Source organism: Micromonospora pisi (assembly GCF_003633685.1).
GTDB classification, from domain to species: Bacteria; Actinomycetota; Actinomycetes; order Mycobacteriales; family Micromonosporaceae; genus Micromonospora_G; species Micromonospora_G pisi.
Genome location: NZ_RBKT01000001.1, coordinates 3065825 through 3088027, shown reverse-complemented (window position 1 = coordinate 3088027; position 22203 = coordinate 3065825). Strand labels below are relative to the sequence as shown.

Here is a 22203-nt window from a genome sequence, read left to right as displayed (position 1 = left end):
AGGCGATGGCTGGGTGAAGGTGAATCGAATTCGGGTCGACACCGCGAGGCTATACAGGGCCCTGCCGGTGGCGCCGGTTATCTGGCTAATCCGTTCGGGTTCGGCCTCTTTCGGTGCCGCCGCACCGAGATCATCCAAGATCGACAGTCCTGCCATCATGTTGCGCATGACAAGCGGAGCCGGCCGAATTCTGATCTCGTACGCCCCCGACGACGCGGTGCACGTCGACGCCGTGCGGGACCTCTGGATCCTCCTGCGGGCCGGGGGTCTGGACGTCGAGTTGCCCACGCCGGCCGAGTTGGCCGGTCTGGAACTGGACGGCCCGGATCTGGTCGTACTCATCGGCTCGCCGCTCTACCGTGAGGTCGCGGCCGCCGCCGACCCGGCCGACGCCGACCCGGATCTGTGGCGGGCCGCCCGAGCGATCGGGGACATGCTCGACGACGCGGAGAAGGCCGCCGTGGTGCTGCCGGTGGTGCTGCCCGGCGGCACTGTACGTGACCTGCCGGCCATCCTGTCCGGCCACACCGGCACCCGGCACCGGCTCCGCACGCTGAGCAGGCGCGGAGTCGCCGCCCTGGTCGCGGAACTCCACCGGCGGTGCGGGACGGTGGATTCCACTCCCCGGCACGAGCTGTGCCTGGAGGTGAGCGTGGCGCAGAGCCGGGTCCGCAGCACCGCGACGCTCGCCGGAACACTGCTCTGCGAACGGGACGAACCGCTGCCGTTCGGTCGGGACGAGGTCTGGTCGCTGCTGGATCTGCCGGACGCCGACGCGCGGCTGGCCCGTCTGGGGCAGCGGCTGTCGGCGGCGCTGTTCGACGCCGACTCCCTCGACCAGCTCACCACGCTCGTCGCGGAGGCCACCGAGGGCACGGTCATCGACGTCGTGGTCACCGCCGACGGCCCGGCCCACGAACTGCCGTTCGAGATGATCCGGCTCACCGACCAGCGGGTGCTGGCCGCCGTCGAGGGCGTGCGTTTCACCCGGACCATGGCCGGCCTGCCGGATCGGGTACACCCGCCGACCCCCGGACCGTTGAAGATCCTGGTCGCGGTGGGCGCCCCCGAACACACCGCGAGCCCGGCACTGGACATCGAGGCCGAGATGCAGGCCATCGTCAGCGTGGTCGGTGGGCTCGGCCGGGCCGAGGTGACGATCCTCGAGGTGGCCGGCCCGCAGGAGATCGCCGACGCGCTGCGGCGCGACGCGTACCACGTGCTGCACCTGTCGGCGCACGGGTCGCCGTACGGGGTGGAACTGGAGGACCGGGACGGTAACGCGGTCGAGGTCCAGGCCGAGGATCTGGTACGCGCGCTGCGGCGCGGCGGCCGGCCGGTCCCGCTGATCGTGCTCTCCAGCTGTGGTGGCGCGGCCGACGCCGACGCGGGCCTCGCGGCGACCCTGCTGCGGCACGGCGCCATCCGGGTGATCGCGATGCAGACCACGGTGACCGACCGCTACGCGACCAGCTTGATCACGAGCGTCTACCGGACGCTGGCCGAGGAGAACACCTCCGTCGCGGTGGCGTTGGCCGAGGCGCGGTCGGAGATGTACGAGGAGGCGGTACGGGCCGAATCGTCCAGCCGCCCGGAGTACGCGGTGCCGACCCTGTTCGCCACCGGGGACGGCCCGCTCTGGGACGCCGTGGCGCGGCCCGAGCCGCTGTCCAACCCGACCGAGCTACCCACCGGTGTCGGCGTACGGGAGCTGGCCCTCGGTGAGCTGGTCGGTCGGCGCGGGGAGCTGCGGGTCGTGTTGCGGACCCTTCGTGACGAGGTTGCCCCGAGCGGGCAGTCCGAGTTGGTCAACGGAGTGGTGCTGACCGGGGTCGGTGGCATCGGCAAGACCGCCCTGGTCGGTCGGGCGATCGACCGGTTGCGGGACGACATCGAGGACCCGTGGTCGATCGTCGTGCACGGCGGTTCGTGGAACCCGCCCCAGCTCATCGAGGACATCGCCGCCACCGGGGCCGGGGCGGGTGTCGGCGACCACCAGGACCAGTCACTCGCGCTGACGGCGATCACCGAGGCGTTGCGGAACCAGCGCCTGCTGATCGTCTTCGACGACTTCGAGCAGAACCTCACCGTCGGCGGCGACGACTTCCTCGATCCGGGATTCGCGGAGGTCTTCGGCGAACTGTGCCACGCGGCGGAGCGCGGCAAGATCCTGGTGACCAGTCGCTATCCGATACCGCGCCCGGTGCCGCTGCTCCGCGTCGAGGTGCCGAGGTTGAGTGACGCCGAACTGGGCCGGCTGCTGTTGCGCCTGCCGGCACTGCGGGAACTCTCCTCCGCCGACCGTGACACGGTGGTGCAGGCCGTCGGTGGGCACCCCCGGTTGCTCGAGTTCGTCGACGCCCTGCTGCGCGGCAAGGCCGGTACGGCGCGGCTGCCCGAGGTGACCGAGCGTCTGCGCCGGCTCGCCGAACAGGAGCGGGTGGAACTCGCCCGGTCGGCGGCGAAGGCTCCCGACGCGGCCGAGGCGACCCGACAGGCGATCGCGCTCGGCGCCCGGGACATGCTCCTCGGCGAACTGCTCGACCTGTTGACCCCGGCCGAACGCGAGGCGCTGCTCCAGGCCGCGGTGTCGCGCGTACCCCTGATCGGTGACGACCTCGCGTTCGCCGTCCACGAGCGGGAGCCCTCCGATGAGGACCGGGCCGCCATGGCCGCGCACATCGGGCGGCTGCTCGGTTTCACGTTGGTCACCTCCAGGGACGACGGGGTGCTCGTGGAGTCCTGGGTCAGGGAGGCCCTGGTGGACCTCCAGGGCGAGCGGCGCCTCGACCGGCACCGCCGGGCCGCCCTGATGTGCCACCGGATCGTGGCGGCCAACCGGGCCGGGTTCGAGGACCTCACCGAGGCCGTCTACCACCTCAGGGCCGCCGACCGGTTTGACGAGCTGGCCATGTTCGCCGAGAAACTGCTGCCGAGTCTGGACGGGGAGTTGACGGTCGCGGCCTTCCTCGGCGAGGTGACCCCGGGCTTCCCGACCGACCACGTCGCGTACCTCGAACTGGTCCGCCGGGAACGGGACGCGCTGGAAGCCACCGGCAGCACCGCCGCGGCGGCGGCCAAGGGGGAAGAGGTGGTCGCCCTGACCGCCGGCCTGGTCGAGAACGAGCCGCAGGACCCGGAGGCGCTGATCGAACTCAGTTCCGCCCTGGACAGCCAGGGGCGGCTGCTGCGCCATCTGGGCCGGATGGCCGAGGCGCGCGACCACTACGAGCAGGCACTCGGCATCGACGCTCATTTGTGCGAAGTTGACCCGGAAGACGCCCAGTACCAGCGCAACCTGGGCACGAGCTATCAGAAGATCGCTCAACTGGCACTCGACTGTGCTGAGATCGGGCCGGCGCGCGAGGCGGCGGACCAGTCGCTGCGGATCCGCCAGCGACTGGTCGACGCCGACCCCGACAACCCGGTACTCCACGACGACCTGGGCGTCGGCCTCGTCACGCTCGCCGCCGTGTGCCGTGCCGGCGACGACGCGGCGCAGGCCCGGCAACTGGTCGAGCAGGCGCTGGCCATCTGGCGTCCGCTGGTGGAGGCCCACCCGGAGAACGAGAACCTGCTGGCGAATCTGCTCGATGCGGTGAGCGCTCTGGCCGATCTCATCGGATCCGCCGGCGCCGAGTCCGAGCAGGCCCGGGAACTCATCATGGAGGCGGCCTCGATCGTGAACCGGCTGGCCGAGGCGAACCCCGGCAGCATCGCCTACCAGCGCGAGCTGCTCATCTCCTACTGGCAACTCGGCGACATGGATCTCGGCGCCGGGGACCTCGCCTGCGCCCGGCAGCATTTCGTGGGCGCGGTCACGTTGGCCGAACGACTCGCCGACGCCGACCCCGACAGCATCGACGGGCAACGCGACCTCGCTACGGCCTTCCGCCGGATGGCCGACTACTCCATCGCGAACGGAGAGCCGCAGGAGGTACGCGGAAATCTCGAACGGTCGCTGGAGATCGCGCAGACTCTGGTGCACCGCTTCCCGGACAACGGCGCGTTCCACCGTGACCTGGCACGGGCGGGTGAGCGCCTGGGCGGCTGGGTGAGCGACGCCGGTGAGCCGGCACTCGCCCGTACGCTCTTCGACCAGGCGCTGGCGACGTGGCGACGGCGGGTCGCGCTCGACCCCGGGGACCTCGGGGCGCGACTGGCGCAGGCCGGCGTGCACGACCGCCTGGCCGAGTTGGCGCAGGCGGCCGGCGACCCGGCACGAGCCCGTAGGCAGTGGCAGCGGGCCCTCGCGATTGTCGAGAAGCTGCACGCCGAGACGCCGACCGAGGAGTCGCGGAACCGGTTGGCGCTATATCAGACGAAGCTCGGCTGAGCGCGGAATCCGGTAACGAATCCGTTCAGGCCAGTTGTGGGCGCAGGCGGCCGCGGTGATCAGGACCAGTTGCGGCCGCCGGGTCACCGGCCTGCGCGATCGACGGATATCGGCGAGTCCGACTGATCGGCCGATCAACATGTGTGCTGATCGGTCGTACGCTCCGTTGCCATGCTGTTCTCGAACCAGCACAGGAATACCGATCGGGCGATCGCGGAATTCTGGCGGTGGTGGTCGGGGGCCCGTCACCGGGTCGAGGTGGCGATCGCTGACAGCGCCTGGTCCGACGACCTCGTCACCGAGGTCAGCCGCCGGGTGAAGGCGATTGACAAGGAATTGGAGTGGGAGTTCGCCCAGGGCTCCCGAGCGGGGTATTCGCTGGTGGTCTCGGCCGCCGGGACGCCCCGGCTGCGGGCGGTCGCCGAGCGCTGGTGCCGGGCCGCGCCGGCCTCGGACGGAACCTGGGAGTACCACTCGACCCGGCAGCCTGACCCGAGTTCACTGTCTGCCGCGTTGACCGTCGCCGGTCATGAGATCAAGCTGCCCGAGCTGCGGTTCGCCTGCCGGATCGACGCCGACCGGTACGAGGTGGACGTGGTCGTCCACCACCCGGACTTCGTCCAACTCGGTGAACCCGATCGGCTCCGGGTGGCGTTCCTGGCCCTGGACTGGCTGCTCGGCGAGGTTGCGGTCGAACTCTGGGTGGGCGTGGTCGAGACGAGCGCGACGCTGCCTCCCCGGGCCGAGCCGGGCGAGACACTGGTCGCGGTGGTGGCCCAGTTGGCCCGGCGACTACGGGACACGAACTGGCTGTCGCTCGAACGTGCCCCGGTCGGGGGACAACCACAGCTCGCCGCGATCCGGCAGCCGCTCAAACCGGTCCGCTGGCCGCAGCTCGACACCCACCTGGCGGTGGTGGTGCCGTACCGGGCGGAGCCGGGGACCGGGCTGCCGACCGGGGCGGCGGGCCTGGCTCTGGACCGGCTGGAGGAGCGGATCACCGCAGCGGCCGGGGAAGCGACGCTGGTCGCGCACGAGACCTCCGCCGGGCGCCGGACCTTCCACCTGTACGCCGAGGCGGGGGCCTCGGTGGTCGAGCCGGTACGGGACGCGGTGCGTGGGTGGGACCAGGGCCGGGTACGGGTGGGTTCCCGCTACGACCCGGCCTGGCGTGCGGTACGGGACCTGCGCCCGTAGCCGTGGGTGGTGGCGTCCGATTCGACCGAGCGGCGCGTACGGGTTGCGCGCAGGACAGAGGATGTAGACATGGCTTCTCTTGGAAAGTGGTGGGCAAGGCTGGGCGCCGTCGTCAGCATGGCGACCCTGGCCGTACTCGTACCGGTGTCGGCCTGGGCCTCTTCCGGCACCGGCCAGATCGTGCTGGAGGCGACCCGGGTCCGGCGTCGTGGCGGCGCCGGTTTCGGGGTCTTCGGACTGGTCTGCTGCGCGGTGGCGGTGGCGGCGATCGTGGTGTTGCTGGTGGTGCTGCTCCGTCGCCGCTCCGGTCGTCGGTGACCGAGCGGGCACGCGCTGGTCGGCGTCGGCTCAGCCGCCGGCCAGCGCGGCGTTCGCCTGGCTGACGAACTCGGTCGCCGCCTGCTTGGAGGTGGCCCTGCCGGCCTGCGCGCTCTCCGCCACCGTGATCAGCAGGGCCCGGACCTTGGCGTGGCCCCGGGGCGGCGGCGTCGGGGCGGCCCCGAACCGGTCGACCATCGAGGTCTCGAAGGACGCCGAGCGTTTCATGCTCTCGTCCGTGAGCGAGTCCGCGACGTACGAGCGGACGCTCAGGTTGGCGCTCAGCCCGCGCTCGGTGCCGAGGATCTGTCCGGCCTCCACGTCGTTGACCAGGAAGTTGATCACGTCGGCGACGACCTCGGGGTGGCGGGTCCCCCGGAAGGCGGCCCAGTACATCGAGGCCCGCGCCCACTGGGCCTTGGGCGCGCCGGGGTAGCTGACCACCGCCAGTTCGTCCTTGGTCAGCTTCTGGAGCTCGGGGAGCTGGTTGGACCACATGAAGCTGGTGGCGGCCTTGCCGGTGGCGACGAGTTGGCGGGTCACGTCACCGCTGTTCGCCTGGGCGACGACCTTCGCCGACGGGGTGGCCTCGGCGGTACGGGCGTCCCGCCACAGGTCGAACCAGCGGGTGAGGTCGGCCTCGGTGAAGCCGAGCTGCCGTCCCCGGTAGAGCTCCTTGCCCTGTGCCCGCAGCCACAGCCACAGCGCCTTGTAGTCGGCGGAGGGGTCCATGGTGCCGGCGATCTTGCCGTTGGTGCTCTCGGTCACCTCGGCCGCCCAGTCGACGAACTCGTCGTACGGCATCCCGACATAGGGCTCCGGCAGGTCGAGCCGCTTCAGCAGGCTCCGGTTGTAGATCAGGCCGGGAGTGTTCTCGGCGGCGGCGACGCCCATGGTGCGGCCGTTGAGCTGGCCGTACTGGGCGAGGCTGGGCGGCAGGGTGGTCAGGTCGATCCGGCCGGTGCTTACGTAGTCGCTGAGGTCGAGGACGATGTCCCGCTCGGCGTACTCGGTGAGGTAGTTGTCGTCGATCTGGAACAGGTCGGGGGCGTTGCCGCCGGCGGCCTGGTTGGAGAGGCGCTCGTAGTAGCCGGTGTTGCCCTGCCAGGTGACCTGGAAGGTCACTTCGGGGTGCCGGGAGGAGTAGAGCTGCAGGGCCCGTTCGGTCAGTTCGGCGCGTTTCTCCCCGCCCCACCAGAAGACGGAGAGGCGGATCGCCTCGTCGGTCGGGGTGTCCCTGGTGCCGCCGCAGGCAGTGAGGGAGCTGGTCAACAGCGTCACCATGGCCAGAGCCGCGGCGGTCCACAGTCGGGACACCCGGCGCCCGGGGATGCGGGAAACAGCGGGCACAGCATCTCCTGTCGGCGCCGGTCATGGGGTTGGACCGGGAACATTTACACAGGAATGCCCGGTGGGTGTCAACGGCCGTCCGGTCGAGATCACCTGACCGGGGAGCGGTGCGGGGGCCGAGCCATTGACACACGTAAAAGTCATCCGTAACGTCCCGGAGGGGGAAAGCGCTTTCCTTCGAGACTCCCGCTCGTGTCCGTACTCCCGCTCGTGGTTCGCGTACCGGAAGGACACTCCATGATGGCGCTCCAGCGACCGAGCCCGACCCGACGGCCCCAGGTCATCGTCGTCGCCCTGCTCGCAGCCGTGCTGACCGCGCTGGTCGGGGTCACCGCGACCGCCTCCGCCGCCGCGCTCTTCGGCGACGACTTCGAGGACGGCAACGCCAACGGGTGGTCCAAATCGGGTGGCACCTGGACGGTGGTGACCGACGGCACCCGGGCTTTGCGTCAGGGCAACAGCGGAGCGGAACTGTCCCGGGTCTTCGGCGGCTCGACAAACTGGACCGGCTACCAGATCCAGGCCCGGGTCAAGCCGGTGAGCTACGGCACGGCCAGCGGATTCGTCGCGGTCGCCGCCCGCTCCACCGGTGCGACCAGCTTCGACCGGCTGGCGCTCTTCGCCGACCGGGCCGAACTGCAGGCCGTCCGGGGCGGCACCGTCACCGTGCTCGGCTCGGTGCGGGTGGCCGTACCGACGGGTGCCTGGGCCACCCTCACCATCACCGCCGACGGTGCGACGGTACGGGGTCGGGTCGACGGGACACCGGTGGGAGAGGGCGCCAGCCAGGCCGGCAACGGGCGGATCGGATTGCAGACGTACCGGGCCACGGCCTCCTTCGACGACGTGGACGTACAGGCCGGGGCGCCGAACCCGACACCGACCGCGACCGGCTCACCCAGCCCGACCGGCCAACCCACGCCGACCCTGCCGCCGACCACCGCGCCGCCGACCGACCTCCTGGTCGTCGCCACCTTCGGCGACGACACCTCGGCCGGCACCCTCGACCATCCACTACGGACCATCCAGCGGGCGGTGGACCTGGCCCAACCCGGCGACACCATCGCGATCCGGGGCGGCAGCTACGCGCCGACCAGCAACATCCGGATCACGCACAGCGGAACCGCCGCCGCCCCGATCACCCTCACCCGGTACGGCAACGAGCCCGTCCTGATCGACGGCGAGCAGATGCCGCACACCCCGGCCCCGCTCGACGGCAGCATCCCCAACGCGGAGCGCGGCGCGATCCACATGGCGGCGTCGTACTGGCGGCTGGTCGGCCTGGAAATCGCCAACGGGCCGTACGGCGTCTACTGCCGTACCTGCCACGGCAACATCTTCGACCGGCTGGTCACCCGGGACAACTACGAGACCGGCCTGCAGATCCAGGGTGAGGCCAGCAACAACCAGGTGCTCAACCTGGACAGCTACGGCAACCGTGACCCGCGCAAGAACGGGGAGAGCGCGGACGGGCTGGCGATCAAGGAGGGCTCGGGCACCGGCAACGTGATCCGGGGTGCCCGGCTGTGGAACAACGTCGACGACGGCTTCGACGCCTGGGAGTTCCTCTCCCCGATCCTGATCGAGGACTCGGTGGCCTGGGGCAACGGCGTCAACCGCTGGGGTTTCCCGAACTTCGCCGGTGACGGCAACGGGTTCAAGCTCGGCGGCGGCGACGAGGACCTGCCGGCCGGGCACGAGGTCCGCAACAGCATCGCCTTCGACAACGCCCAGGGCGGGTTCATCGACAACGCCAACCCCGGTGCCATGCGGCTCGACCGGAACACCGCCTGGGACAACGGGGGGACCGGCTTCGATGTCGCCGACTCCCGGTCCACGCTGACCGGCAACCTTTCGGTGAGCAACGCGCAGGCGGTGACGATGGGAGCCTCGACCGGCGCCGGCAACTCCTGGGACCTGGGCGGTACCTGGACCGACGCCTCACTGGTCAGCACCGATCGGAGCGTGATCACCGGCCCGCGTACGGCAGCCGGGACGATTCCGTCGTCGTCCTTCCTGCGCCCGTTGGGCGGAATCGAGGTCGGCGCCCGGATCTGACCCGCGACGACGTGGGGCCGCCGTCCCGGGCGGCCCCGCCTGCCACCGGCGAAGGCCGTGTCCTGTTCCGGGCGGTCTCGGCCGTCCTGGGGCGCCGGGCGCGTCACACCGGGGCGACGGGCGCACCGGCCGGACATCCCGTCGTGATGTACTTGCCCCGTGGAACTTCTGCACTCCGGCAAGGTCCGGGACGTCTACGCGGACGGCGACGATCTGATCCTGGTCGCCTCCGATCGGGTGTCGGTCTACGACGCGGTCCTGCCGACGCCGATTCCGGACAAGGGCAAGCTGCTCACCGCGCTCTCGCTCTGGTGGTTCGAGCAGCTCGCCGACATCGTGCCGAACCACGTCATCTCCGCCACCGACGTACCGGCGGAGTTCGCCGGCCGGGCGATCCGGGTCCAGCGGCTGGAGATGGTGCAGGTCGAGTGCATCGCCCGGGGCTACCTGACCGGCTTGGGCCTCAAGGAGTACGAGCGCACCGGCACGGTCTCCGGCATCGAACTGCCCCGTGGCCTGGTGGAGGCGTCGATCCTGCCCGAGCCGATCTTCACCCCGACGACGAAGGCGCCGCTCGGCGAGCACGACGAGTTCATCACCTTCGCCGACGTGGTCGACAAGGTGGGCGCGGAGACCGCCGAGCGATTGCGGCAGATCACCATCGACGTCTACTGCCGGGGCGCCGAGCTGGCCGCCGAGCGGGGCATCCTGGTGGCCGACACCAAGCTCGAGTTCGGCTGGGCGCCCGACGGCACCCTGGTCCTCGCCGACGAGGTGCTCACCTCCGACTCGTCGCGCTTCTGGCCGGCGGAGTCGTACCAGCCGGGTCGGGGGCAGTTCTCCCTCGGCAAGCAGTTCGTCCGGGACTGGGCGGTCAGCACCGGCTGGGACAAGCAGGAGCCCGCGCCCGAGGTGCCGGCGGAGGTCGTCGAGGCGACCCGCGCCCGCTACGTCGACGTCTACGAACGGCTCACCGGCCGCACCTGGTAACCAACCCCAAGCTCCCCGTAGCACCCGAACCACCGCGTCGATCTAGGGCGAATGCGCGCTTGTTGATCTCCAACAAGGCGGATTAGCCCTAGATCGACGACGGAGGAGGGGTGGGGGTGGGGGTTAGTCCTCGACCCAGTTGAGGGTGCGGTCGACGGCTTTGCGCCAGTTGCGGAGCTCGCGGTTCCGGTGATCCGGGTCCATCGCCGGCTCCCACCGCGCGTCCTGCCGCCAGTGGCCCCGAAGCGTCTCCAGGTCCGGCCAGAAGCCGACGGCCAGGCCGGCCGCGTACGCGGCACCCAGACAGGTCGTCTCGGTCACCGCCGGCCGGACCACCGGTACGTCCAGTACGTCGGCTAGGAACCGCATCAGCAGCTCGTTGGTGGTCATGCCGCCGTCGACCCGGAGTCGGGTGAGCGGCACCGCCGAGTCGGCGTTCATCGCGTCCACCACCTCCCGGGTCTGCCAGGCGGACGCCTCCAGCACCGCACGGGCCAGGTGCCCCCGGGTGATGTAACCGGTGAGGCCGACGATCACCCCGCGCGCGTCCGCCCGCCAGTGCGGCGCGAACAGGCCGGAGAAGGCCGGTACGACGTAACAGCCGCCGTTGTCCTCGACGCTGCGGGCCAGCTCCTCGATCTCGGGCGCGGTGGAGATCAGCCCCAGGTTGTCCCGTAGCCACTGCACCAGCGACCCGGTGACCGCGATCGCCCCCTCCAGCGCGTACGTCGCCGGCTCGGCGCCGATCCGGTAGCCGACCGTGGTGAGCAGTCCGTGCCCGGAGACCACCGGCTCGGTACCCGTGTTGAGCAGGAGGAAGCTGCCGGTGCCGTAGGTGCACTTCGCCTCGCCCGGGGCGAAGCAGGTCTGACCGAAGAGCGCTGCCTGCTGGTCGCCGAGCGCGCTCGCCACCGGCACCCCGGCGAGCGGTCCGGTCGCCGTACCGTAGACCTCGGCGCTCGCGCGGATCTCCGGCAGCATCGCCGGGGGAATCCCCATCAGGTCGACGAGCTCCGGATCCCAGGCCAGGGTGCGCAGGTCCATCAGCAGGGTGCGACTGGCGTTGGTCACGTCGGTGACGTGCGCACCGGTCAGTTTCCAGATCAGCCAGCTCTCCATCGTGCCGAAGAGGACGTCACCGTGTACCGCCCGCTCACGTAACCCGTCGACCTCGGCCAGCAGCCACATCAGCTTCGGTCCGGCGAAGTACGTCGCCAGCGGCAAACCGGTACGGGCCCTGATCCGCTCCTCGCCGTACGTCTCGTCGAGCTGCCGCAGCAGCGGCCCGGTACGGGTGTCCTGCCAGACGATGGCGTTGGCGACCGGGCTGCCGGTGTGCCGGTCCCAGACCAGGGTGGTCTCCCGCTGGTTCGTGATGCCGATCGCGGCGAGCCGCTCGGGGCCGATCCCGGCGCCGTCCAGCGCCTCCCGGATCACCCACTGCACGTTCGCCCAGATCTCCTCGGCGTCGTGTTCGACCCAGCCGGGCTGCGGAAAGTGTTGTCGATGTTCGCGCTGCGCCACGGAGACGGGGGTGCCGGTGGCGTCGAAGACCATGCACCGGGAGGAGGTGGTGCCCTGATCGATGGCGGCGACGTACTGCTCGGTCACCGCCGCACCGTACCGGTAAACGCCCGGTCCGTGCTGCCGCCGCCGGTCGTCGCGGCTCGGCGAACACCCGGTGACGCCGGCGGAAACCTAGGATGCGAGCGTGCGTGACATCGCCGTCTTCAGCGGAAGTGCCCATCCTGAGCTGGCCGCCGAGATCTGTGCCCATCTCGGTGTCCCCCTGCACCCGGTCCGGGTCTCCCGGTTCGCCAACGACTGCCTGGAGGTGCAGCTCCAGGCGAACTGCCGGGAGCGTGACGTCTTCCTGATCCAGCCACTGGTCCCTCCGGTCCAGGAGAACCTGGTCGAGTTGCTGCTGATGCTCGACGCGGCCCGGGGTGCGTCGGCCGGCCGGATCACCGTGGTCCTGCCGCACTACGCCTACGCCCGGTCGGACAAGAAGGACGCGCCACGGATCAGCATCGGCGCCCGGCTCGTCGCCGACCTGCTGGTTTCGGCCGGCGCCGACCGGGTGCTGGCCCTGACCCTGCACTCCCCGCAGGTGCACGGATTCTTCAGCGTGCCGGTCGACCACCTGCACGCGTTGCGTGAACTCGCCGACCATTTCAAGCGGTACGACCTGACCGAGACCGTGGTTGTCTCGCCCGACCTGGGCAACGCCAAGGAGGCGGCGGCCTTCGCCCGGATGCTCGGCACGCCGGTCGCCGCCGGGGCGAAGCAGCGGTTCAGTGACGACCGGGTGCAGATCAGCGCGGTGATCGGTGATGTGGTGGATCGGGACGTGATCGTGCTGGACGACGAGATCGCCAAGGGCAGCACGATGATCGAACTGATGGACCACCTGAGGGAGCTGAAGGTACGGTCGATCCGCCTCGCCTGCACCCATGGCCTCTTCTCCAGCGACGCGCTGGAGCGGCTCAGCCAGCAGGACGGCGTACTGGAGATCGTCTGCACCAACACGGTGCCGATCCCGGTGGCGAAGCGGATGCCGAAGCTGCGGGTGCTCTCGGTGGCGCCGGCGCTGGCCGAGGCGATGCGCCGGATTCACAACGGCGAGTCGGTCAGCGCGCTCTTCAGCTGACCGGTGGTGGGCGCTCGCCGCCGAGGTCGCCCGGCCGAGGTCGGTCGGGCGGCGGCGGGTGGTCGCCGGTGAGACGGGCGATGATCCGTACGGTGGTGCCGGCGGGACCGGTCTCCACCGCCATCTCGTCGCTGAGTCGGCGGGCCAGCCAGAGTCCCCATCCGCCCGCGCTCTCCGGCGCGGGGCGACGGCGGTCCGCCAACCGGTCGGCGCCGATGCCGGTGCCGTGGTCGGAGACCTCGCAGCAGACCGCCCCGGTCGTCGGCCAGAGCCGAAGGCGTCCCTGACCGCCGCCGTGCAGGACGGCGTTGGTGATCAGCTCGTTCACGACCAGTACAAAATCGTCGAGGCGTTGGCCGGCCAGTCCGGATGCCTCGGCGTGGGCGGCGACCGAGTGCCGGAGTGCGGAGACCTGTTCCCGGTGGAATGTCTCGGCGAGCAGCGGGGCGGTTCCGCCGACCGACGGGGAGGGCTCGACGGGCAGCACGGGACGCGGCGTGCGGGGTGTGCTGCTGGTCATGGTCGGCTCGCCATCGATCGTCAGTTGCTTTATGGCTTTTCCACCTTACGTCGGGTTACCGGTCGTCCCCCGTACGTCCCGGGCCGGCGCGGGTCGGCGCGGGTCGGTTGTCGCCGGAGCGGGGGACAGCCGCCGGCCGCCCCGGTGTGGCATGGTCGGTCGGTGTCGGAGAGGTCGATCGCGCAGCCGTCCGGAGGGTTCCAGACACCACTCTGGCGGGCCATCGCGGTCTTCCGGTTCGCGTCCCTGGCGTACGTCGTCGTGCTGGTGGGGCTGAACCTGGACGAGTACGCCCACCCGGTGGCGGCGGTGCCGGTGCTGGTGTCGATGACCGTCTGGACCGCCTTCGCCAGCTACACGTACGCCCGGCCGGCCCGCCGGCGCTGGCCGCTGCTCGTCGCCGACCTGCTGGTGGTCATGGCGACCCTCCTGGCGAGTGTCGGGGTGGCGGGGCAGGCCGCGTTGGCCTCGGGTGTGCCCACGCTCGCGGTCGCCTGGCAGGGCGGCCCGGTGCTCGCCTGGGCGGTCACCGGCGGACGGCGGCGAGGTGCGATCGCGGCACTCATCCTCGGCGGCACCGACCTGCTGATGCGGGACCAGCTCATCCAGGCCACCGTGAACGGGGTGATCCTGATGCTGCTGGCCGGGATCGCGGTCGGGCACGTGGCCCGGCTCGCCACGATCGCCCAGGAGCGCCTGCAACGCGCCACGGAGCTGGAGGCGGCGACCCGGGAACGGGAACGGCTGGCCCGGGGGATCCACGACTCGGTGCTCCAGGTGCTCGCCCTGGTCCAGCGGCGTGGCGCGCACCTGGACGGGGAGGCCGGTGAGCTGGCCCGGCTCGCCGGTGAACAGGAGGCGGCGCTGCGGGCACTGATCGCCACCAGGGGGCCGACCCGTGGTGCCACCGACCCGGACGGGGCGGAGACGGACCTGCGTACGGTGCTCGGCGGTCACGCCTCGGCGGCGGTCTCGATCGCGGTGCCGGCCACCCCGGTACGGCTTCCCGGCCACGTCGCCCGTGAGGTCGGTGCGGCGGTGGGCGAGGCCCTGGACAACGCCGTACGGCACGGTGGTGGCCGGGCCTGGGTGCTGGTCGAGGAGGAGGCCGGCGTGGTGACGGTGTCGATCCGGGACGACGGGCCGGGGATGCCGGCGGGCCGGTTGGCGGAGGCGGAGGAGCAGGGGCGGCTGGGGGTGGCCCAGTCGATCCGGGGCCGGGTCGCCGAGCTGGGCGGCAGCGTACGGATCGTCACCGCCCCGGGGCAGGGCACCGAGGTCGAGCTGCGGGTGCCGGCCCAGCGAGGGTGAGAGGGCCTTGCCGCCCGCTCTAAGGTGGGCGGATGAGCGTGGGCACCCCGATCCGGGTGATGGTGGTGGACGACCATCCGATGTGGCGTGAGGGGGTGGCCCGGGACCTGACCGAGGCGGGCTACGCCGTCGTGGCGACCACCGGCGAGGGGCGCCAGGCGATCCGGATCGCCGCCGCGACCCGACCCGACGTGGTCGTACTCGACCTCCAGTTGCCCGACATCTCCGGCGTCGAGGTAATCGACGGCCTGATCGGCCGGGTGCCGGGTATCCGGGTGCTGATGCTCTCGGCAAGCGGTGAACAGCAGAGCGTGCTCGACGCGGTCAAGGCCGGTGCCACCGGTTACCTGATCAAGTCGGCCGCCCCGGCCGAGTTCCTGGAGGCCGTCCGGCGTACCGCCGCCGGCGACGCCGTCTTCACCCCCGGGCTGGCCGGGCTGGTGCTCGGCGAGTACCGCCGGCTCGCCGCCGCACCCGAGCCGGCCGAGGAGGAGGGCACCCCCCGACTCACCGAGCGGGAGACAGAGGTGCTCCGGCTCGTCGCCAAGGGGCTGTCGTACAAGCAGATCGCCGAGCGGTTCGGTCTGTCGCACCGTACGGTGCAGAACCACGTACAGAACACGCTGGGCAAGCTGCAACTGCACAACCGGGTCGAACTCACCCGTTACGCCATCGAGCAGGGCCTGGACGACTGACCCGTACTCAGGGCGGGGGCTGGGTCAGGCCGGGCTGCCGGTCGCCGGGCGGCTCGGTCTCGTGGATGGCGAGTTCCTCGGCCGTCGGGCCGCCACCGGCCGAACCCGCGTCGGCGGCAACCGCGTCGGTCTCCACGTCGTCCCGGGCACCCTGGTCCTGTTCCACCAGCCGCCCCACGGTCTGACCGGTCGGGCCGCCCAGGTTGCCGTGGTCGTAGATCGACACCGCCGACGCCGGATCGGAGGTCGGGCCGGGGTCGATCACATCCGCGTCGAACTGGGCCTGGGCGGCGGCCTCCTCGCTGTCCGCCTCGGCCGCGATCGCCGGATCGACCGGCCCGGCCAGCGGGTCGTCGATGGGCGTCTCGGGCTGCTCGCGCGCGATCTTGTAGTCCACCGACTCACCGTCGAGCTGTTCCTGGGCGGTGTTGCCGAAGCGGTCCACCGCCTGGGGCCGGTCCGCCGGGAGCGCGGCCGGTTCGCGACCGTCGGCCTCCCGGCCGGTGGCGACGTCGTCCCAGGCGGTCGAGTCGTCGTCGGCGGTGTCGGGCAGGCCCTCGGCCTCCGGGTCGGCGAGGGGTACCGGGTAGTCGTCATCGCGCATACCGACGGAACTACCCGTTGAGGTCTCCGCGTAACCGCCGGCTGCCGTCCGGTGTCCGGCTGGCCGTTCCATCCGCTCTGACCGGGAGCAGGGCGGTTCGTGCCCCGGATCGCCCTATCCGGCCGATCTTCTGTTCCACAGTGGACCGGAAACCGGTCGGCGAGCACCGCGCTCCGGCGGTGGCTGTTCGTCGTACCCCTTGGCGCGCCCTGCCCGGCGCGGGCCGGAACGCGCCCTTCGTGCCGGTCAGGGCCGGACCGCGCGCACCGCTCCGCCCCGGCGACGCCGCGCTGTTCGGGGTACGTCCCCGCCGATCGTCCGGTACGTCCGGCCGCGCGGTCCCGCCAGCGGCCCGCCCCCGACCCGAGTTGGGAGGTTTCGGCTCCGCGGAGCCCGGTTAACGGGAGACTCTGATCGGAAGCCCGTTGGCCCGGCCACCAGGGGTGTCGTGCCGCCACCGGAGACCAGCCCGGCCAGCCTGCCGCTGGCCCCCGCCACCCTGATGGAGGTAGCCCGATGCGCGTCGGCCTGGTCCGCGCACACGCTGGTCCCCCCGGTCCGTCCAGTACGACGACCGGCACCCAGCAGCATGTGGCGCGGGTGGCCGCCGAACTCAGCGGCAGGGGCCATGACGTACGGGTCTACGAGCGCCGGGAGGACCCGGAACTGCCGGACACCACCGAGACCGACGGCTACCGGCTGGAGCGGGTGCCGGTCGGTCCGTCGACCCGTGCACCGACCGCCAGCCTGGTGCCGTACGTGCCCGAGTTCGGGCGCTGGCTGATCGAACACTGGTCCGGCGAATGGGCGCCCGACGTGGTGCACGGCCACTTCTGGATCGGCGGGCTCGCCGCCGCGAGCGCGGTACGGGAAACCGACATTCCGGTCGTGCAGACCTTCCACTCGCTCGGTGTCGAGCAACTACGCCACCTCGGCCGGGAGTACACCGGACCGGGTGAGCGGATCCCGCTGGAGCGGGCACTCACCCGGGCGGTCGACCTCGCGGTGGCCCAGTCGACCGACGAGGTGAACGAGCTGACCCGGATGGGGCTGGACCGGGCCGCGGTGACGGTGGTCCCGGCCGGCGTGGACATCGACCGGTTCACCCCGGACGGCGACGCCGAGCCGCGCGAACGACGGTCCCGGATCCTCTCCGTCGGGGGACTGGCGCCGGGACACGGACAGGAGGACCTGATCCGGGCGCTCCGGCTGATCGGGGACGCCGAACTGGTCATCCTCGGCGGTCCCCCCGCCGACCAGGTGGACCAGTACGGCGAGGCCCGCCGGCTGCGTGAACTCGCCGCACAGACCGGGGTCGGCGAGCAGGTACGCCTGGTCGGCGACGTACCGCACGAGCAGATGCCGGCCTGGTACCGCTCCGCGGACGTGGTCGCCTGCACCCCGCGCTACGCGGCCGCCGGACGGATCCCGTTGGAGGCGATGGCGTGCGGGGTGCCGGTGGTCGGCTATGCGCTCGGGGGGATCGCCGACACTGTGGTGGACGAGGTGACCGGACGGCTGGTCCCGGCCGGGGACGTACGCGCGCTCGGGGTGACCCTGCGCCGGCTGCTCAGCGACGACGCCCGGCGGTTCGCGTACGGGCACGCGGCGGTGGACCGGGTGCGGTGCAGCTACACCTGGGAACGGACCGGGGGCGCGTTGGAGCGGGTCTACGAACGGGTGGTGCGCCTGCGCCGCCCCGACGCGGAGGTGTAGGCGACCGGCGTGAGCAAGGGGCCCTTCCGGTACAGAAAACGATAGGAGGGGGCCCTTCCTTTCCGTCGGGGCTGGGGTTCGGCGTAGCGGGTGAGGGCGCAGACGGAGAGCAGGGTGACCAGGAAGCCGAGGGCGGCCAGCCACTCGCGCCCCGGCCAGACCCGGTCGTCGAGCAGCAGCAGCCCGACCACGGCGGCCGGCAACGCGCCCGCCGCGTCCATCGCCGCCACCGCGGCGGTGGTCGACCCCCGCTGCATCGCCAGGCCGAGCAGGAGCTGACCGACGATCGAGTGGGCGACCAGCAGGTAGAGCAACGGGTCGCGGACGAAGTCCCCGAACGACTCGGCCGATGCCAGCGGCCGGGCGGCGACCGCCGCCGCGGCGAAGGCCAGCCCGGCCAGGGCGCCCAGCGCCACCGACCCCGGCACCCCGCGCAGGCGTACCGCGAAGAAACCCAGCGCCCCGACCACACCGAGCACGGCGGCCAGCGTGACCACGGCGGCCGGGCCGAGCGGCCGGGACTGGGCCGGTCGGGCGGCCAGCACCAGGGCGGCGATGCCGCCGAGGAGGAGCACCAGCAGGACCACCTCGGTGACCGGAAGCCGCCAACGGAGCAGCAGTACGCCGAGGAGCGCGGTGACCCCCAGACCGGCGGCCACCGCGGCCTGGACGAGGTACAGCGGCAGGTCCCGGCGGGCCAGGAAGGCGAGCGCGAACCCGAGCATCTGGCAGCCCAACCCGAGTAGGTAGGTGCGCTGGCAGGCCAGGCGCAACAGCAGCCCGGGATCGAAGGTGTGGTGCAGTGTGGTCCGAGCCGCGGCCACCGACTGGAGCAGGTTGGCGACACCGTACGCGGCGATCATCGCCGCAAGGAAGTACCAGCCCGCAGAGACCATCCGGCGAGGATAGAGGTTGCCGGTGCGGCCCGCAGGAGGCGGTCGGTCGGCTCCCGCGGCGGAACAAATGCCCTGGTGAAGGTGGGTCCCGTTACGGGTTGAGCCGGCGCAACAGGTCCTCGTGGAGGAGCCCGTTGCTGGCCACGGCGCTGCCCCCGGCCGGGTCGGGTCGGCCGGCGAGGTCGGTGAAGGTTCCGCCGGCCTCGGTGACGATGGGGATCAGTGCCGCCAGGTCCCAGAGCGAGAGCTCCGGTTCCACCATGACGTCGACCGCCCCCTCGGCCACCAGCATGTAGCCGTAGAAGTCGCCGTACGCCCGGCTGCGCCAGCCGCCCTGGAGCAGGTCGAGCATTGCCGGCAGCCGCCCGTTCTCCGTCCAGCCGTCGAGCGACGAGTAGCAGACGCTGGCGTCGGCGAGCCGACGTACCCCGGAGACGTTGATCGGGGTCGCGGCGGCGGTGTGCCGCCCGGCGTACGCGCCGTGCCCGGTCGCGGCCCACCAACGTCGACCGAGCGCGGGTGCGGAGACCAGTCCGACGACCGGCTGGTCCCCCTCCATCAGGGCGATCAGCGTGGCCCAGATCGGCACTCCCCGGACGAAGTTCTTCGTGCCGTCGATCGGGTCTATCACCCACTGCCGGGTGCCGCTTCCGGCGGCCGGCGTGGTGGTGCCGTACTCCTCGCCGAGCACGCCGTCGCGGGGACGGGTACGGGCCAGCGTGGCCCGGATGGCCCGCTCGACCGCCTGGTCCGCGTCGGTCACCGGGGTCAGGTCGGGCTTCGACTCGACATGCAGGTCCTGTGCTCGGAACCGGGCCGTCGAAATCGAGTCCGCGGTGTCGGCGAGCACGTGGGCGAGGGACAGATCATCCGCATACCGGGCCATGGCCGGAAAGGTAGCCGACATCCGGGTCCGACGCGATCTGGGACCGCCCCTCCGCGTGGCGCCGGCCACCCCGGTCCCGCGTGCCCCGGTCCTGCACGACCGTGCGGGTGCCGCCGGCTCCCGGTTCCCGCCGGGCGTCCGGCCCCTCGTGGTTATTCGGTCTCGCCGGCCCGGGAGGCGAGCAGCCGGCGGTACGACGCCAGCCGCCGCTGGTCCGCGTGCCCGGCGGCCACCCAGGCGGGCAGCGCGCACTCGGCCTCGGCGGCGGTGTGCTCACAGTTGGGCGGGCAGTCGACGGTCCCCTCGACCAGGTCGGAGAAGCCGTGCAGCAAGCTGTTGGCGGAGACGTGGGCGAGTCCGAAGCTCCGGATGCCGGGGGTGTCGATGATCCAGCCGGCGGCACCGCCGCGATCCGGCCCGTCGGCCGACAGCGGTGGCAGGTGCAGCGCCACCGCACTGGTCGAGGTGTGCCGGCCCCGGCCGATCGCGCTGACCGTGCCGACCGCCCGCGCGGCCGCCGGCACCAGCCGGTTGACCAGCGTCGACTTTCCCACGCCGGAGTGGCCGACCATGACCGAGATCCGGTCGCCGAGCAGTTGGCGCAGCTCGGCCAGGTCGGCGTCCGGGCGGAGCAGCACGTACCGCAGATCCAGTTCGGCGTAGTAGTCGAGCACCTCGGCCGGGCTGGCCAGGTCCGACTTGGTCAGGCAGAGCAGCGGTGAGATGTTGGCGTCGTACGCCGCCACCAGGCAGCGGTCGATGAAACCGGTACGTGGCGGTGGATCGGCCAGCGAGCTGACGATGACGAGCTGGTCGGCATTGGCGACCACCACCCGCTCCAGCCGGCCCTCGGCGGTGGTCTCGTCGTCGTCGGCGGTACGTCGCAGCACCGAGCGACGTTCGTCGATCCGGACGATCCGCGCCAGTGCCCCGTCCCGGCCGGTGGTGTCGCCGACCAGGAAGACCCGGTCCCCGACCACCACCGACTTGCGCCCCAGTTCACGGGCCCGCATCGCGGTCACCAGCGCCGGCGCGTCGGTCCCGCCCTCGGGTACGCCCGGCCCCTCGTCCCGGTCCAGGTCGATCAGTACGCAGATGTAGCGGCCACGGGCGACGGAGACCACAAAGGCGGGAACGGCGTCCTCGTGCCGGGGCCGGGTACGGGTACGCGGCCGTGACGAACGCCCCGGTCGGATCCGGACGTCCTCCTCGTCGTACTCCCGCCGCTTGCCGGCCAGCTCGACTCCCTCGGTTGCGCCGCGACCGTGCCGCGGACCGGTCCGGCGGGCCGCTACCGTTCGCTGCCGCCCGCCACCATCGCTGACCATAGTGCCGGGAACTCCGGCAGGGTTTTCGAGGTACACCCCACGTCGTCCAGTTCGATCCCCGGGACGGTGAGGCCGATCACGGCCGCGGCGTGCGCCATCCGGTGGTCGGCGTAGGTCCGGAAGGTCCCACCGTGCAGTGGACGTGGGTGGATCTCCAGGCCGTCCGGGGACTCGATCACCTGGGCGCCGAGCGTGGTGAGCTCGTGGGCGAGTGCGGCCAGCCGGTCGGTCTCGTGACCCCGGATGTGCGCCACGCCGTACAGCCGGGACGGGCCGTCGGCCACGGTCGCGAGCGCGGCCAGCACCGGGGTCAGTTCGCTCACGTCGGAGAGGTCCGCGTCCAGGCCCTTGACCACCCCGGTGCCGCGTACGGTCAGCCCGTCGGTGTCCAGGGTGACCTCGCCCCCCATCCGGAGCAGCAGCGTACGGAGCGTGTCGACCGGTTGCAGGCTGTTGTGCGGCCAGTCGGTCAGGGTCACCGAACCACCGGTCACCAGGGCTGCGGCGAAGAACGGGACGGCGCCGGAGAGGTCCGGTTCGATGTCCCAACCGCGCCCGGAGAGCCGGCCCGGTTCGACCACCCAGACATCCGGCGTGGTGTCGTCGACGGCGGCGCCGGCGGCGCGCAGCATCTGCACGGTCATCCGCAGGTGGGGCGCGGAGGGCACCGGGGGACCGACGTGGCGGACCGTGACGCCGTGGGTGAACCGGGGTGCGGCGAGCAGCAGTCCGGAGACGAACTGGCTGGAGGCGGAGGCGTCGATCTTGACTTCGCCGCCGGCAACCTCGCCGGTGCCGTGCACGGTCAGTGGCAGGCTGCCGACGGGTCCGGCGTCGATCCGCATGCCGAGCGCGCGCAGTCCGCCGAGTAGCGGCCCGAGCGGGCGGGTGCGGGCGACCGGGTCGCCGTCGAAGGTGACCGGTCCGTGTGCCAGCCCGGCCACCGCCGGTGCGAAACGCATGATCGTGCCGGCCAGGCCGACGTCGATGTGGGCCGGGCCGCGAAGTGGGTTGGGCCGGATCAGCCAGCGTTCCTCTTCGACGGTCGAGACCTGGGTGCCGAGGGCGCGCAGCCCGGCGGCCATCAGTTCGGTGTCGCGGGCCCGCAGCGGTCGGCGGAGGGTGGACGAGCCGTCCGCGACCGCGCTGAGCACGAGGGCCCGCGCGGTCATCGACTTGGACCCGGGGAGGGTGATGGATGCCGTCACCGGGTCGGAGGCGGTCGGGGCGCTCCACGGCTGGGCGGGACGGGTCGCGGTCAGATGTGCCACCCGTACATTCTGCCGCGCCCGGTGCGGCTCCCGGGCTCGGCGGTCCGGGCGCTCTCGCCTGCCGGGACGGGTCGTTC

The 22203-nt window shown here is 71.9% G+C and carries 17 protein-coding genes; 9 read left to right on the top strand and 8 right to left on the bottom strand.

Features of this window, described 5'->3' with window-relative positions:
* Nucleotides 1-166: 166 nt before the first annotated feature.
* From BDK92_RS12725 to BDK92_RS12715, 3 genes are all read left to right on the top strand, one after another.
* Nucleotides 167-4336: a CHAT domain-containing protein gene (locus BDK92_RS12725; protein ID WP_170208560.1), complete on the top strand. Its 4170-nt coding sequence runs from the start codon at nucleotides 167-169 to the stop codon at nucleotides 4334-4336.
* A gap of 171 nt (nucleotides 4337-4507) precedes the next feature.
* Complete coding sequence (locus BDK92_RS12720) at nucleotides 4508-5533, top strand: DUF695 domain-containing protein (protein WP_121156897.1); 1026 nt, start codon at nucleotides 4508-4510, stop codon at nucleotides 5531-5533.
* A gap of 69 nt (nucleotides 5534-5602) precedes the next feature.
* The gene (locus BDK92_RS12715) at nucleotides 5603-5851 is read left to right on the top strand and encodes a hypothetical protein (protein ID WP_121156896.1); all 249 of its coding nucleotides are present in this window, start codon (nucleotides 5603-5605) and stop codon (nucleotides 5849-5851) included.
* A 30-nt stretch (nucleotides 5852-5881) separates the two neighbouring features.
* Here the strand turns inward: BDK92_RS12715 and BDK92_RS12710 are convergent, their stop codons facing one another.
* Nucleotides 5882-7201, bottom strand: coding sequence for an ABC transporter substrate-binding protein (locus BDK92_RS12710; RefSeq protein ID WP_246016996.1), 1320 nt, complete (start codon nucleotides 7199-7201; stop codon nucleotides 5882-5884).
* Nucleotides 7202-7438: 237 nt separating this feature from the next.
* Here BDK92_RS12710 and BDK92_RS12705 point away from each other — a divergent pair, with 237 nt between their 5' ends.
* Together BDK92_RS12705 and BDK92_RS12700 are read left to right on the top strand one after the other, a co-directional pair.
* Nucleotides 7439-9259, top strand: coding sequence for a right-handed parallel beta-helix repeat-containing protein (locus BDK92_RS12705; protein ID WP_246016994.1), 1821 nt, complete (start codon nucleotides 7439-7441; stop codon nucleotides 9257-9259).
* A gap of 159 nt (nucleotides 9260-9418) precedes the next feature.
* Nucleotides 9419-10249 carry a phosphoribosylaminoimidazolesuccinocarboxamide synthase gene (locus tag BDK92_RS12700; protein WP_121156895.1) on the top strand — a complete coding sequence of 277 codons (831 nt, stop codon included), beginning with the start codon at nucleotides 9419-9421 and terminating at the stop codon, nucleotides 10247-10249.
* A 123-nt stretch (nucleotides 10250-10372) separates the two neighbouring features.
* On the opposite strand, the gene glpK is transcribed toward BDK92_RS12700, so the two are convergent.
* Entirely contained in the window at nucleotides 10373-11860 is a 1488-nt protein-coding gene (gene glpK / locus BDK92_RS12695) for a glycerol kinase GlpK (protein WP_121156894.1), read from the bottom strand.
* 100 nt (nucleotides 11861-11960) lie between these two features.
* Between glpK and BDK92_RS12690 the strand changes: the two genes are divergently transcribed.
* Nucleotides 11961-12899 carry a ribose-phosphate diphosphokinase gene (locus BDK92_RS12690; protein WP_121156893.1) on the top strand — a complete coding sequence of 313 codons (939 nt, stop codon included), beginning with the start codon at nucleotides 11961-11963 and terminating at the stop codon, nucleotides 12897-12899.
* On the opposite strand, the gene BDK92_RS12685 is transcribed toward BDK92_RS12690, so the two are convergent.
* Nucleotides 12892-13419 carry an ATP-binding protein gene (locus BDK92_RS12685; protein ID WP_121156892.1) on the bottom strand — a complete coding sequence of 176 codons (528 nt, stop codon included), beginning with the start codon at nucleotides 13417-13419 and terminating at the stop codon, nucleotides 12892-12894. The genes BDK92_RS12690 and BDK92_RS12685 overlap by 8 nt on opposite strands.
* A gap of 162 nt (nucleotides 13420-13581) precedes the next feature.
* Here BDK92_RS12685 and macS point away from each other — a divergent pair, with 162 nt between their 5' ends.
* Nucleotides 13582-14730, top strand: coding sequence for a MacS family sensor histidine kinase (macS, locus tag BDK92_RS12680; RefSeq protein ID WP_246016993.1), 1149 nt, complete (start codon nucleotides 13582-13584; stop codon nucleotides 14728-14730).
* Between the two features lie 32 nt (nucleotides 14731-14762).
* Nucleotides 14763-15425 (top strand): response regulator, encoded by a 663-nt coding sequence (locus tag BDK92_RS12675; RefSeq protein WP_121156891.1) that lies wholly within the window; start codon nucleotides 14763-14765, stop codon nucleotides 15423-15425.
* A gap of 7 nt (nucleotides 15426-15432) precedes the next feature.
* On the opposite strand, the gene BDK92_RS12670 is transcribed toward BDK92_RS12675, so the two are convergent.
* Nucleotides 15433-16029: a DUF5709 domain-containing protein gene (locus BDK92_RS12670; protein WP_121156890.1), complete on the bottom strand. Its 597-nt coding sequence runs from the start codon at nucleotides 16027-16029 to the stop codon at nucleotides 15433-15435.
* Between the two features lie 516 nt (nucleotides 16030-16545).
* Between BDK92_RS12670 and BDK92_RS12665 the strand changes: the two genes are divergently transcribed.
* Entirely contained in the window at nucleotides 16546-17745 is a 1200-nt protein-coding gene (locus tag BDK92_RS12665; RefSeq protein ID WP_121156889.1) for a glycosyltransferase, read from the top strand.
* Here BDK92_RS12665 and BDK92_RS12660 read toward each other — a convergent pair.
* The 4 genes from BDK92_RS12660 to aroA form a co-directional block, all read right to left on the bottom strand.
* Nucleotides 17700-18608 (bottom strand): hypothetical protein, encoded by a 909-nt coding sequence (locus BDK92_RS12660; protein WP_425462301.1) that lies wholly within the window; start codon nucleotides 18606-18608, stop codon nucleotides 17700-17702. The genes BDK92_RS12665 and BDK92_RS12660 overlap by 46 nt on opposite strands.
* A gap of 124 nt (nucleotides 18609-18732) precedes the next feature.
* Complete coding sequence (gene hisN / locus BDK92_RS12655; RefSeq protein WP_121156888.1) at nucleotides 18733-19527, bottom strand: histidinol-phosphatase; 795 nt, start codon at nucleotides 19525-19527, stop codon at nucleotides 18733-18735.
* A gap of 152 nt (nucleotides 19528-19679) precedes the next feature.
* Nucleotides 19680-20765 carry a ribosome small subunit-dependent GTPase A gene (rsgA, locus tag BDK92_RS12650; RefSeq protein WP_246017509.1) on the bottom strand — a complete coding sequence of 362 codons (1086 nt, stop codon included), beginning with the start codon at nucleotides 20763-20765 and terminating at the stop codon, nucleotides 19680-19682.
* Between the two features lie 53 nt (nucleotides 20766-20818).
* Entirely contained in the window at nucleotides 20819-22126 is a 1308-nt protein-coding gene (aroA, locus tag BDK92_RS12645) for a 3-phosphoshikimate 1-carboxyvinyltransferase (protein WP_121156886.1), read from the bottom strand.
* Nucleotides 22127-22203: the final 77 nt, after the last annotated feature.